Raw genomic sequence first — 12,963 nt, 5'->3', positions numbered from 1 at the left:
CCGGATCGCCCCGCTGAACGCGCCTGAGCCCGCGACCGCGGCGCCCCCTGCAGACGCACCGGCGCCTGCTGCCGCACCGGGATCCGACGCCGGATCGCGCCGCCTCGTGATCGAGGGCGTGTGGCACGGCGTGAGCCCGAAATACCTCGGCGTCGAGATCGTGTCGAGCATCATCAGTGCTCTCGTGCTCTGCGCCATAGCCGTGGTCTTCATCGTGGTGGGTACCTGGTTCGGCTGGTGGGCGCTCGGGGTGGCCATCGTGATCGGCATGATCACCCTCGTGCTGGCGCCCCGGCGGGTGCGCTCGATCGGCTACCAGCTGCGTTCCGACGACCTCGTGTTCAAACGCGGCATCATGTTCCATCGCGTGGTCTCCGTGCCCTACGGCCGCATGCAGCTCATCGACATCAACCGCGGCCCCGTCGCCCGCGCGCTGGGCCTGGCCGAATTGAAGTTCGTGACGGCGGCGGCCTCGACCGGGGTATCGATCCCCGGGCTCGTCGACGAGGAGGCGAACGCGCTCCGCGACCACCTGGTGGGTCTGGCCGAATCCCGCCGCGTCGGGCTGTGAGCGAGCCGCGCGTGCCCGGCACGCCGGCCGAGCCGGGCATGCCGCCCGTGCCGCCCACCGCCTCCGCCGGGCAGTCCCTGCCGCCTGACCCCATCGCGTCGGCCGGGGCCACCGACCTCACCGACGGGCAGTGGCACCGCCTGCATCCGGCCACCCCGCTGCTGCGCGGCGGGATCGTGCTGGTCGCCATCCTCGGCTTCGTGCTGGCGAACTTCCGCGAGCGGTTGGTCGACTGGATCTTCGGCGCCCCGGATCTCCCCGGCGACCCCCTGCAGACCGCCTACGAACGCGGCCAACTCGGCTGGGCGATCCTGATCGTGATCGCGGGCCTCGTTGTCGGCATCGTCGGCTTCTACGCCTCGTGGCGCATGCACACGTTCCGGGTCGGCGACGACGTGGTGGAGGTGCGCAGCGGCATCCTGTTCCGCACGCACCGGCGGGCGCGGCTCGACCGCATCCAGGGCGTGGCGATCAGCCGGCCGATCTTCGCCCGCCTGTTCGGCGCGGCGAAGCTCGACATCAGTGTCGCCGGACAGGACGCCAAGGTGCAGCTGGCCTACCTGCGCGGCTCTGAGACCGACCGGCTGCGGCACGACGTGCTGGTGCTGGCCTCGGGGGCGCGTGCGGCGGCGGCGGGCCCGGATGTCGCGAACGCGGCAGTGGCCACGGGTGCCGCCGCGGCGTCCGTAGTTCCGGGCGTGGTTCCCGGCGTCGTGAACCAGCGGATGCGCGAACTGCTCGCTCCCGAACTCGACCCCGCGCTGGCGCCGCCGGAGTCGGTGGTGAAGATCCCGCCCGGGCGTCTCATCCTCTCGCTCGTGCTGAGCGGCTTCACCGTGGTGCTCGTCGTGGTGGCGGTGCTGATCGTGGTGATGTCGCTGCTCGGGCGGCGCGAGTTCTTCATCTTCCTGATCCTGCCGGGCATCCTCGCCGCCATCGGCTACTACTTCAACCGCTTCACGAAGTCGTTGCGCTTCAGCATCGCCGGCACCGCCGACGGCGTGCGCATCGGCTACGGTCTGCTCTCCACCAGCAACGACACCCTGCCGCCCGGCCGCATCCACGCCATCGAGGTGAGCCAGCCGCTGCTCTGGCGACCGGCGAAATGGTGGATGATCCGCATCAACCGCGCGGGAGCGGCTGGTCAGAGCTCGGCGCAGACCAGCACGCTCATGCTGCCCGTGGGCACCGTCGACGACGTGCGCAAGGTGCTCGGCCTGCTTCTCCCGGGCCTCGCGGGAGAACACACGCGTGAACTCCTGCTCGCTGGGCTCGTGGCGAAGTCGGGGGCGGGATTCACGGATGCCCCCCGGCGGGCCTGGCCGCTGCGACCGCTCTCCTGGAAGCGCACGGGCTTCGCCCAGACCGACGACGCCATCCTGCTGCGCTCGGGTTTCGTCTGGCGCCATCTCACGGTCGTGCCACTGGCGCGGGTGCAGAGTCTGCGCATCTCGCAGGGACCGGTGCAACGGATGCTCGACCTGGTCGAACTCACCGTGCACACGGTCGCGGGGCCGGTGCGGGCGACACTCGGAGTCGCCGATCGGGCGGGGGGCACGGCGGCCTTCGGGCGCTGGTCGGCCGAGGTCGTCGAGGCCGGCGCCACCGACCACTCGCACCGCTGGGCAGAAGGGCAGACCTCATGAGACCGGCTGAACGCACCGGACGCCTCGGTGTCGGCATCATCGGCGCCGGCCGGGTCGGACCGGTCATCGGGGCCGCCCTCGCAGGGGCGGGGCACGCGATCGTGGGCGTCGCCGCCATCTCGGCGGAGAGCCGGGAGCGAGCCGACGCGATGCTGCCGGGCGTGCCCATCCTCACCATCCCAGAGCTCGTCGAGCGCAGCGAGCTCGTGGTGCTGGCCGTGCCGTCGGCGGAGCTCGGGTCGCTCATCGCGGGCCTGGCCGAGACTGGAACCTGGCAGATGGGGCAACTGGTGCTGCACACCGCACCGGAGTTCGGTGCGGAGGTCTTCGCGCCGGCCCGCTCGGCGGGCGTCATCCCCCTTGCGGTGCATCCGGCGATGGCGTTCACCGGAACGAGCGTCGACCTGGCGCGCCTGGCCGGAACCTACTTCGCCGTCACGGCGCCGACTCCCGTGCTGCCGATCGCCCAGGCCCTCGTGGTGGAGATGGGCGGGGAGCCGGTCGTGGTGGCCGAGAGCGATCGTGCCGCCTACGCCGAGGCCATCGAGACGGCCACGACCTTCTCGACCGCGATCGTCGATCAGGCGGCGGGTCTGCTCGCCGGAATCGGCATCGAACGGCCGGGCCGGGTGCTCGCCCCGCTCATGCGGTCTTCGGTGGAGAACGCGCTGGCGCGCACGGGTGGCACGGTTCCCGAGTAGCATCGATCTGGCGGTCGCGCCCCATGGCGACCGCGAGCACGTGCGCAGCTGAAGGAGTTCCGGTGCCCCAAGCCGTTACGGATGCCCTCGCCGCCGACACCCCCATCGTCGCTCTGACGGTGGCGGATGTCCGCCGCGAGATCGACGACGCGGCGACGCGCCGGGCCACAGGGGCCGCGGGCTCTGCCGTTTCGGCGTCGGGTCGCGCGCGCGTGGCGCTGGTGCCCACGATGGGCGCCCTGCACGCCGGGCACCTCGCGCTCGTCGACCGCGCTGCCGAGATCGCCGACGTCGTGGTGGTGTCGATCTTCGTGAATCCGCTGCAGTTCAACGATCCGGCCGACCTCGAGCGCTACCCGCGCGATCTCGAAGGAGACCTGCGCACGCTGGCCGGCCACGGGGTCGACATCGTGTTCGCGCCGCTCGTCGACGAGTTGTACCCGCACGGCGACCAGCAGACCCGCGTCACCGCGGGCCGCGTCGGCACGCTCTTCGAAGGCCGCAGCCGACCGGGACACTTCGACGGCGTGCTCACCGTGGTGTCGAAGCTGATCAACTCGGTCGGTCCGCAGCACATCCTGTTCGGTCAGAAGGATGCCCAGCAGGTCTTCCTGGTGTCGCAGATGATCGCCGACCTGAACATGCCCGTGCAGGTCGAGGTGGTCGAGACCGTGCGCGATCCCGACGAGCTCGCGCTGTCGAGCCGCAACCGCTTCCTCGATGCGCGCGAGCGTCGTGCCGCGCTGACGCTGCCGCACATGCTCGAGGCCGCAGAATCGGCCGCCGACCGCGGTATCGACGCGGTGCTGGCAGCGGCGCAATCGGCGGCGATGGGCGAGGCCCTGGTGGAGGTCGACTACCTGGCGATCGTGCATCCGGAGACCTTCCTCCCGGTCGACGACGACTACCACGGCCCCGCACGCGCCATCGTGGCGGCCCGCGTCGGCGACACCCGCCTGATCGACAACGCCGCCCTCTACCTCGGCTGACCCGCCCCGGTCAGCGCGCTGAGGCGTCGAGCTTCAGGGTCTCGCCCGCGTAAACCGTCTCGTCGTCGACGATGCCCTGCGGGCTGATGCGGCCGGCGCTGAGGTAGAGGATCACCTCCGGATCCAGGGTGAATCGCTCGGCGATGTCGCTGAGGGTGTCGCCGGCGGCTACCTGGTACGTCGCAGGAGTGCCGGCAGCCGTGAGCTCCACAGTTCCCGATGCTCCGGCACGGGCTCCGGCGTCGACCGCCGGTGGGATGTCCTGGGTGCTGTTCCACTGCATCTCGGCGATCGCCAGGATGTCGCCGTAGCATCCGTCCACCCCGACCTCCGCCGCCTCCGGCACCGCGTACACCACGAGGCTGTCGAGGAAGCTCGGGTCGGACGAGGGGAGGTCGTCGAGCCGTCCCATCGGGAACTCCTGGTCCGGTTCGGGTCCGAGAGTCGGAAGGGCGAACGCGTAGCCTTCGGGGTTGTAGCAGCTGAAGGTCGCGCCAGGCGTCGAGGAGAACGTGGCCTGCAGCATCCGCGGGTCGCTCGTCGCGAAGCCTGAGAGCACGACTTCGACCCCGCCGTCATGGTCGGACGTCACCTCGACGGTGCCCGTGAGGGCGCCGCCCGGGGATGTCAGCGTGCCGGTGCCCAGCACCGACCCGGGGGAAACCGGAACCGGCGCCCAGCGCGCCGGGTCGGCCGCCGGGGCGGGAGAGGGGACGGGAGACGACGAGGGCGGCCGGCTGATCATCGGCTCATCGTCTCCGGTCCCGTCCGACCTGCTTGCGCATCCCGCGAGCAGCGCGACCAGGCCGACGGCTGCCGCCGCCGATCGCACCCTCGGGGGCAGACGCCTCATCGCGAGAGCTGTCCCGCGAAGGTCCAGGTGGTGCCGGGCTCCACGGTGATCTCCACCGTGTAGACCTGCTGCGATCGCTCGATCGGCATCTGGTAACCGCCGCCCGCGCCGCCGCACCCGGAGCCGCCCATGACGACACCGGTCGACTCGGGCAGGAGTTGCACATGGAACGCGCCCGGTCCGTCGCAAGTGAAGCGGCCATCGAAGCTCAGACGATCGCGACCCTGGGCGAAGGGGAAATAGGGGTTCGGGATGTCGACGCTTGCCGATCCCTCGCCCGAGACGCGGATCGGGTCGGGGTCAGGGATGGGCGTGGGCGTGGGTGAACGAGTCGGCAGTTCTTCGACCGGGCGGGAGGGATCGGCCGCCTGTGTCGTCTCGGACGAACCGGCGCTGCTTGCGCCGATCACGCATCCGGCGAGCAGCACGGTCAGGACGGCTGCGGCCGGCAGCATCGTGAGCCGCGCTGCCCCGCATGTCGAACCGTGAGACATCCGCCACCCCCGTCGCGTCGTGCGATTCTGGGCACGACGATAGCGGAATCGGATGGGACCCGCGTTCCCAAACGGCAGCCGCCAACCCGTGACCCGGAGCGCGAGCGGATCTACAATGTTGGCGTGATCGGCATCGACACGGTGTGGGCCGACCACGGCGTGGCCGTGGGGCACGGGTCACTCGTGGGCCGGAGCGGGCTCGTCGACCTGGCGTTCCAGCGCTGGCAGAGCGCGGTGCAGGGCGACGGGCGCCTGCTGCTGTTCGCCGGTGAAGCGGGCATCGGCAAGAGTCGGCTGGTGCGCGAGTTCTCGGCGCGGATCGGCGAGTCGGGTCGCATCCTCGGCGCCTCCCTCTGGCCGAAAGACGCGCAGGTGGGCGGCTCGATCCTGCTCGACCTCGCCGACGATCTGGGGCGTCACGGCGACCCGGCGCACGCCGAACACCTGCGGTCGCTCCTGCTCGGCTCCCGCGACGACAGCGACGCTCTCGCCCGCCGGGTGCTGCTGCGCGACCTCGTCGACGTGCTGCTCGAGGTGCTGGGAGACGCGCCCACGGTGCTGCGCTTCGAAGATCTGCACTGGGCGGATGAGCTCAGCCTCGACGTGCTCGCTCGGCTCGCGCCCGAACTCCTCACCACCCCGGGTCTCGTGATCGGCACCTACCGCACCGACGAGGTCTACGCCGGCACCGCTCTCGCCGAATGGCGAGGCCGCCTGCTCGCCCAGCGCCTGGCCGACGAAGTGCGGATACCGCGACTCGACCTCACGGCGACCGGCGAGCTCGTGACTGCCCTCACCGGCGCCGTGCCGTCGTCGGAGTTCGTCGAGCTCCTGCACAGTCGCAGCGACGGCATCCCGCTCCACATCGAGGAACTACTGGTGGCCGGCGTGGGCGACCGCGTGCCCGACACCTTGGCCGATGCCGTGCGTGCGCGGGCCGACTCGCTCGATCCGTCGACCCACGACGTGCTGTCGGCCGCCGCCATCGTGGGATGCCGCTTCGACCTGGTGCTGCTCACCGACCTCGTCGGCGACGACGACCGCGTGGTCGATCGCGCGATGAAGTCGCTGCTCGACCGCTACTTCATCGTCGAGACCGACGCGGGTTTCGAGTTCCGGCACGCCCTCGTGCGCGACGTCGTGCACGACGACCTGCCGCCGATCCGCCGACGCTCGTTGCACGAGGAGGTGGCGAAGGCCGCGATCGTGCGGCACGCGCGGCCCGCCTACATCTCCGAGCAGTACGAGTTGGCTCAGTTGCCCGACCGTGCGCATCCGTTCGCGTTGGAGGCGGCGCGCCTGGCCGCACGCGTGTCGGCCCACCGCGAGTCGGCGAAGCTCTATGCCCGAGCCCTGCGCACCCTTCCGAGCGTCGACCACGATCGAGTCGCCAAGAATGGTCGGAATGAGCGGCCTGATTCCGACAATTCTTGGCGACTCGATGACGGCGCGGATGCGCGGGGGTCGGATGAGGCGGTCATCCACGGGGAGTTCGCGCGCGAGCTCGCCGCGGTCGACGACATCCAGGCCGCTGCAGACCACTTCCGGATCGCCGTGGAGCTGTACCGCGATCGCGGCGATCCGATCTCGGCCGCGCGGCTGGTGCCTCAGCTCGCGGCCGCTCGCCACCTGCTCGGCGACACGCGCGAGGCGCGCTGCGCACTGCTGCAGGGGGCCCTCGACGATCTCGACTCCCTGCCCGGGGGCGCTCCGCCGGCCGTGCGGGCGGAGCTCCTCGGTGCGCTGGCCGCAGCCCACATGCTCGATCGCCGGCTCGACACCGGTCTCGCGTTCGGCGAAGAAGCACAGGGCCTCGCCCGCAGCGTCGGAGACGACTGCCTCGGCGTCGACATCGACTCCACCCTGGGCGCGATCCTCGTGTTCGCCGGTCGTGGCGAGGAGGGCTGGGCCCTGCTCGAGCACGCCGTGGCTGAAGGCACCGCCGCCGGGTTCGAGCCGCAGACCGCTCGCGCCTACCGCATGGCGGGCAGCTCCGCCTCGGTGCTCGTGGAGTACCCGCGCGCCGAGCGGATGCTCACCGACGGCATCCGCTACGCCGCCACCACCGAGAACTGGAACGACCACCACTACCTCACCGCCCATCTCGCCCACGTGCGCTGGGCGCAGGGGCGCTGGGCGGAGGCGGAGGCACTCGCGCTGCGGGCCCTCGCCGAGGGCGGCGGCATCACCACGCGGATCACGGCACTGCACGTGCTCGGCTACCTCGCCGTGGGCCGCGACGAGCCCGAGCAGGCGGAAGAGCTGCTGACCGAGGCGCTCGAGATCGGTGAGCGCATGGGCGAGCTGCAACGGCTCTCGCCCGCGCTCTGGGGACTCACCGAACTCGCGGTCTCCCGCGGCGACACGACGGCAGCCATCGCGCTCTCCGAGCGGGCGTACGAGTCGTCGGCGCTCGTCGGCGACGCGGCCTACCTCTACCCCTTCGTGGTCCCCGGCGTCCGGGCGCGACTCGCCGCCCGCGACCCCGCCGCAGCGCGGGACTGGCGGGAACGGTGCCGCGTGCTGCTCGAGCTCCGCGGCATCCCGGGCACCCTGCCGGCCCTGGAACACGCCGACGCCCTCCTGCAGTTGAGCGACGGCCGCACGGATGCCGCCCGCGCGACTCTTCGCCAGGTGTCGGCGTCGTGGGATGCCCACGGCCGGTTCTGGGAGGGCACACAAGTGCTCGTCGACCAGGCCCGCTGCGCCTCCCGGTCGCGGCGGCCGGCGCAGTGCGACGCCTTCCTGGCCGACGCGCGACGCCGGGCCGAGGGGGCAGGAGCGCGGCTGCTGCTCCGCCTGGCGCGCCAGGCCGAACGCCGCGGCGACGAGGATTCGGCCGGACCGCTCACCGCGCGCGAGTTCGAGGTGGCCCGGCTCGTGGCGGCCGGCTCGACGAATCGCGAGATCGGCAGTGCCCTCTCCATCTCGCCCAAGACCGCGTCGGTGCACGTCGAGCACATCCTCGCGAAGCTCGGCGCCACCCGCCGCGCCGAGATCGCGAGCTGGTTCGCCTCCGCCCGCGACGCGGAGTGAGCGTCGCCGACCCGTCACTTGGTGTCGCTCTGGAGCGCTGATAGCGGCACCAACTGACGGGTCGGCGGGCCCGGGCTCAGCGGTCGGTAAACTAAGGGCGACCTTGAGGAGACCCGTTCAGCATGACCGACGCATCCGCGCCCAGCACTGCCCCGGCCGAGCCCACCGAGGAAGAGGTCTCCGAGCAGAAGGCCGTGCGCCTGGCCAAGCGCGAGAAGCTCAACGAGTCGGGTGTCGAGGCCTACCCGGTCTCCGTTCCGGTCACCACCACCATCCCCGCCGTGCGCGCGAAGTGGGGATGGCTCGAGGCCGACGCCGTGTCGGGCGAGACGGTCGGCATCGCCGGGCGCGTGGTGTTCCTCCGCAACACCGGCAAGCTCTGCTTCGTGACGCTGCAGTCGGGCGACGGCACGCGCATCCAGGGCATGATCTCGCTCGCCGCCGTGGGTGAGGAGTCGCTCGCCGCGTTCAAGGAGTTCGTCGACCTCGGCGACCACCTCTTCCTCTCGGGCGAGGTCATCTCCTCGCGCCGCGGAGAACTGAGCGTTATGGCCACCGAGTGGAAGATCTCGTCGAAGGCCATCCTGCCGCTGCCCAACGTCTACTCCGAGCTCTCGGAGGAGACCCGGATGCGCAGCCGCTACCTCGATCTCATCGTGCGCGAGCAGGCCCGCGACATGGTGCGCACCCGCGCCCAGGCCATGGCGTCGCTGCGCCGCACCTTCACCGAGCGCGAGTTCCTCGAAGTCGAGACGCCCATGCTGCAGACGATGCACGGCGGCGCCGCGGCCCGCCCCTTCGTCACGCACTCGAACGCCTTCGACACCGAGCTGTACCTCCGCATCGCGCCGGAACTCTTCCTCAAGCGGGCCGTGGTCGGCGGCATCGACCGGGTGTTCGAGATCAACCGCAACTTCCGCAACGAGGGCGCCGACTCCACCCACAGCCCGGAGTTCGCGATGCTGGAGGCCTACGAGGCCTACGGCGACTACACCTCGATCGCCGAGCTCACCCAGTCGCTCATCCAGAACGCGGCGCTCGCCGTGGCCGGGTCGCACGTCGTGACCTGGGCCGACGGCACCGAGTACGACCTGGGCGGCGAGTGGGACCGGATCAGCATGTACGGGTCGCTGTCGGAGGCATCCGGCATCCTCATCACCCCGCAGACTCCGGTGGCCGAGCTCCAGGCGATTGCCGATCGCGAGGGCGTCTCCGTGCACCTGCCGAACCACGGCAAGCTCGTCGAAGAACTCTGGGAGCACTTCGTGAAGGGCTCGCTCGTGCGGCCGACCTTCGTGCTCGACTTCCCGGTGGAGACGAGCCCCCTCACCCGCGCGCACCGCTCCATCGCGGGGGTGGTCGAGAAGTGGGATCTCTACATCCGCGGGTTCGAGCTGGCCACCGGCTACTCCGAACTGGTCGACCCGGTCATCCAGCGCGAGCGCTTCGTCGAGCAGGCGAAGCAGGCCGCGGCCGGCGACGACGAGGCGATGCGCCTCGACGAAGACTTCCTGCGTGCTCTCGAATTCGGCATGCCCCCCTCGGGCGGCATGGGCATGGGCATCGACCGGTTGCTGATGGCCTTGACGGGCCTCGGCATCCGCGAGACCATCCTGTTCCCGCTGGTGAAATGAGGATGCACGGATGAGCATGTTCGGTTTCGGCAAGAAAGACGAGTTCCCCGACGGTCCGGGCAAAAATGGTGACGGATCGGGCGACGGCGACGGCGGCGACAAGAAGCCCAACCGGCCGTCGAACGCGCGGATCGTGATCTGGATCGTGGTGGGCGGAGTGGGTCTCTACCTCATCGGCAGCGGGCTGTACGGCGTCCTCACCCACTGAGCGGGTATCCTTACGCTGATGGATGATTTCTGGCCCGCCGTGTTCGCACTGGCCCCGACCGTTCTGATCGGGCTGGTGTTCTGGTTCATCATGCGCGCCCTCATCCGCTCCGACAAGTCCGAGCGCAAGGCCCTCGCGAAGATCGAGGCCGAGGAGCGCGCGAAGCTGGGCCTGCCGCTGGAGAAGGCCGCCGCCGAATAGGAACATCCGGAGTTCCCGCACCCGATACGGTATCCCTGAGAGGTTGACGAGGGGGAGGCCGCATTGTCGGGAGCTGATGTCGCGGGATTCATCGCGCTGGCGCTGTTGCTGATCGATCTGACCATCCGTGTCGTCTCGGTCATCGTCGTGCCCCGCAACCGACGACCCTCCACGGGGATCGCGTGGCTCATGGCCATCTTCGTGCTGCCCTACGTGGGCTTTCTGCTCTTTCTTCTGATCGGCAGCTACAAGCTGCCGAAATCGCGGCGAGACAAGCAGTACGCCATCAACGAGTTCATCATCGAGACCACCGAGGGAATCGAGCAGGTCAGCGACGACGACCCGTGGCCCCCGTGGTTCAAGAACGTCGTCGAACTGAACCGCACCCTCGGCGCCATGCCTTTGGTGGGCGGCAACGACGCCACGCTGGTGGGCGACTACGACGACGCGATCCGCCAGATGACCGTCGACATCCAGAACGCGCAGCGCTATGTGCACGCCGAGTTCTACATCCTGTCGTACGACAAGACCACCAAGCCGTTCTTCGACGCCCTCGAGGCCGCGGTCAAGCGCGGCGTGATGGTGCGCGTACTGCTCGACCACATCGCATCCGTTCGCGCCCCCGGTCACAAGAAGACCGTCAAGATGCTCAATTCGATGGGCGTCAAATGGCACTTCATGCTGCCGGTGCAGCCGCTGAAGGGCAAGTGGCAGCGGCCCGACCTGCGCAACCACCGCAAGATCCTCGTGGTCGACGGCGACGTCGCCTACATGGGGTCGCAGAACGTGGTCGACCGCAGCTACAACAAGAAGGGCAACATCAAGCGCGGCCTGAAGTGGCAGGACTTGATGACGCGGCTCGAGGGCCCGATCGTCGCGGGCATCAACGCCATCTTCATCACCGACTGGTACAGCGAGTCGAACGAGCTGCTGCTGCGCGAGACCCGGGCGATCACCGAGGACATCGTCGACGAGCAGAAGGATGCGCTCGACATGCAGGTGGTGCCCTCCGGTCCCGGGTTCGAGGGCGAGAACAACCTGCGGCTGTTCTTGGCACTGCTCTACAACGCGCAGGAGCGCATCATCATCACGAGCCCCTACTTCGTGCCGGATGACGCGATGATGTACGCCATCACCACCGCCACCCAACGCGGCGTCGAGGTGCAGCTGTTCGTCTCGGAGATCGGCGACCAGGCGCTCGTCTACCACGCCCAGCGCTCCTACTACGAGCTGCTGCTGCGGGCAGGCGTGCGGATCTACATGTACCAGGCGCCCTACATCCTGCACTCGAAGCACTTCACCATCGACGACGAGGTGGCCGTGATCGGATCGTCGAACATGGACATGCGGTCGTTCAGCCTCAACATGGAGGTGTCGCTGATGGTGCGCGGGCGCTCATTCGTGGAGGCCGTGCGGGCGGTCGAAGACGGCTACCGGGCGGTGAGCCGAGAGCTCACCCTGGATGAGTGGCACAAGCAGCCGCTGCGCTCGACCATCCTCGACAACCTCGCGCGCCTCACGTCGGCCATCCAGTAGCTAGCGGCGGCGGGGCTGCAGGCGCACGTTCGGCAGCACCGGGGCCGGCAGGGGCGGGCCTTCGAAGTGGTGGTCGGTGTCGCCGAATCGACGCGTGATGGGGGCGGAGCCGGGTGGCAGCGCATCCGGCTCGCCGACCGCGGCGCCGGCACCCGACTCGCGCTGCCATTCGGCACGGTATGCCACGATCTCCTCGTGGCTTCGGCCCACGAAGTTCCACCACATCAGGATCTGCTCGTCGAGCGGCTCGCCGCCGATGAGGAGAACGCGGGCCGGCCCATCCGCCGAGGCCGCGATCGTGAGGGTCTCGCGGCCGGTTCCGGTGTAGACGAGGTCGGTGCGTTCTGCGGCCACGCCGTCGACGGTGACCCGGCCCGTGTCCAGGAGCACGCCGTACTCGTGGTCGGGGCGCACCGGGAGCACCGCGCTGCCGCCGGCCGGGAGGCGGATCTCGGCCGCCGAGAGGGCGGTGAAGATGGTGGCGCCGACTGCGGCGCCCGCGAACTCGCCCACGAACACGCTGATCTCGGCATCGTCGATGCGGGTCGCCACCGCGGTGTGGCTCTCGAAGAACGGGTGGACCTGGCGGCTCGCCTCCGGCAGCGCTACCCAGAGCTGGGCGCCGTGCAGGATCGTGGTCGCAGCCGTCGACACTTCGGAGTGCGAGATCCCGTGCCCCGCGGTCATCAGATTCAGCACGCCGGGGCGCACGAAGGCGTGGCTGCCCACGCTGTCGCGGTGTTCGATCTCGCCCTCGAAGAGCCAGCTCACGGTCTGCAGGCCGGTGTGCGGATGCGGCGGCACGACCATCCCGCCCGTCTCCGCGACATCGCTCGGGCCGTAGTGGTCGACGAAGCACCAGGCGCCGATCATCGTGCGCTGCTTGCTCGGCAGGGTGCGGTGCACGGTCATCGCGCGGGGGCCGCCGAGCGGAACCTCGCGGGCCTGGATGATCTCGGGAGCACCCGGTGTTCCGAACACCTCGGCGTCGCACTCGACCCAGGTCTCGGCGGGTCGTCTCTCGAGGTTGCTCATGCCCGCATCCTAATCTCCAATAAGCTTGCGCAGCGGCGGGAAATGCTCGCCCATCGACA

12 protein-coding genes are annotated in these 12,963 nt (G+C 70.0%); 9 read left to right on the top strand and 3 right to left on the bottom strand.

Annotated elements, in window-relative coordinates; genetic code table 11:
- The first annotated feature begins 106 nt into the window (after nucleotides 1–106).
- The 4 genes from BLW00_RS01815 (at nucleotide 107) to panC (ending at nucleotide 3,907) form a co-directional block, all read left to right on the top strand.
- Nucleotides 107–571 carry a PH domain-containing protein gene (locus BLW00_RS01815; RefSeq protein ID WP_092551816.1) on the top strand — a complete coding sequence of 155 codons (465 nt, stop codon included), beginning with the start codon at nucleotides 107–109 and terminating at the stop codon, nucleotides 569–571.
- Complete coding sequence (locus BLW00_RS01810) at nucleotides 568–2,217, top strand: PH domain-containing protein (RefSeq protein ID WP_092548326.1); 1,650 nt, start codon at nucleotides 568–570, stop codon at nucleotides 2,215–2,217. The genes BLW00_RS01815 and BLW00_RS01810 overlap by 4 nt, the downstream gene beginning before the upstream one ends.
- Nucleotides 2,214–2,918, top strand: coding sequence for a Rossmann-like and DUF2520 domain-containing protein (locus tag BLW00_RS01805; RefSeq protein WP_092548323.1), 705 nt, complete (start codon nucleotides 2,214–2,216; stop codon nucleotides 2,916–2,918). Before BLW00_RS01810 ends, BLW00_RS01805 begins: the two co-directional genes overlap by 4 nt.
- A 62-nt stretch (nucleotides 2,919–2,980) precedes the next feature.
- Complete coding sequence (panC, locus tag BLW00_RS01800) at nucleotides 2,981–3,907, top strand: pantoate--beta-alanine ligase (RefSeq protein ID WP_245741198.1); 927 nt, start codon at nucleotides 2,981–2,983, stop codon at nucleotides 3,905–3,907.
- Nucleotides 3,908–3,917: 10 nt separating this feature from the next.
- Here panC and BLW00_RS01795 read toward each other — a convergent pair whose 3' ends face one another.
- Both BLW00_RS01795 and BLW00_RS01790 read right to left on the bottom strand, forming a co-directional pair.
- Nucleotides 3,918–4,652 carry a LysM peptidoglycan-binding domain-containing protein gene (locus BLW00_RS01795; RefSeq protein ID WP_092548317.1) on the bottom strand — a complete coding sequence of 245 codons (735 nt, stop codon included), beginning with the start codon at nucleotides 4,650–4,652 and terminating at the stop codon, nucleotides 3,918–3,920.
- A gap of 104 nt (nucleotides 4,653–4,756) precedes the next feature.
- Nucleotides 4,757–5,254 carry a hypothetical protein gene (locus BLW00_RS01790; RefSeq protein ID WP_139256581.1) on the bottom strand — a complete coding sequence of 166 codons (498 nt, stop codon included), beginning with the start codon at nucleotides 5,252–5,254 and terminating at the stop codon, nucleotides 4,757–4,759.
- A 123-nt stretch (nucleotides 5,255–5,377) separates the two neighbouring features.
- Between BLW00_RS01790 and BLW00_RS01785 the strand changes: the two genes are divergently transcribed.
- The 5 genes from BLW00_RS01785 to cls all read left to right on the top strand — a co-directional run bounded on the left by BLW00_RS01785 (nucleotide 5,378) and on the right by cls (nucleotide 11,869).
- The gene (locus BLW00_RS01785) at nucleotides 5,378–8,290 is read left to right on the top strand and encodes a helix-turn-helix transcriptional regulator (protein WP_139256579.1); all 2,913 of its coding nucleotides are present in this window, start codon (nucleotides 5,378–5,380) and stop codon (nucleotides 8,288–8,290) included.
- Nucleotides 8,291–8,412: 122 nt separating this feature from the next.
- The gene (lysS, locus tag BLW00_RS01780; RefSeq protein WP_092548308.1) at nucleotides 8,413–9,924 is read left to right on the top strand and encodes a lysine--tRNA ligase; all 1,512 of its coding nucleotides are present in this window, start codon (nucleotides 8,413–8,415) and stop codon (nucleotides 9,922–9,924) included.
- A gap of 10 nt (nucleotides 9,925–9,934) precedes the next feature.
- Nucleotides 9,935–10,132, top strand: a complete 198-nt coding sequence (locus BLW00_RS01775; protein WP_092548305.1) for a hypothetical protein — start codon at nucleotides 9,935–9,937, stop codon at nucleotides 10,130–10,132.
- An 18-nt stretch (nucleotides 10,133–10,150) separates the two neighbouring features.
- Nucleotides 10,151–10,333, top strand: coding sequence for a hypothetical protein (locus BLW00_RS01770; RefSeq protein WP_092548302.1), 183 nt, complete (start codon nucleotides 10,151–10,153; stop codon nucleotides 10,331–10,333).
- A 63-nt stretch (nucleotides 10,334–10,396) separates the two neighbouring features.
- Nucleotides 10,397–11,869, top strand: coding sequence for a cardiolipin synthase (gene cls / locus BLW00_RS01765; RefSeq protein ID WP_092548299.1), 1,473 nt, complete (start codon nucleotides 10,397–10,399; stop codon nucleotides 11,867–11,869).
- On the opposite strand, the gene BLW00_RS01760 is transcribed toward cls, so the two are convergent.
- Nucleotides 11,870–12,904 (bottom strand): pirin family protein, encoded by a 1,035-nt coding sequence (locus BLW00_RS01760; RefSeq protein ID WP_092548296.1) that lies wholly within the window; start codon nucleotides 12,902–12,904, stop codon nucleotides 11,870–11,872.
- Between the last annotated feature and the right edge of the window lie 59 nt (nucleotides 12,905–12,963).

Origin of the sequence: Herbiconiux ginsengi, assembly GCF_900107435.1 — a bacterium.
GTDB lineage: Bacteria > Actinomycetota > Actinomycetes > Actinomycetales > Microbacteriaceae > Herbiconiux > Herbiconiux ginsengi.
This window is presented reverse-complemented; position numbering and strand designations above follow the sequence as displayed.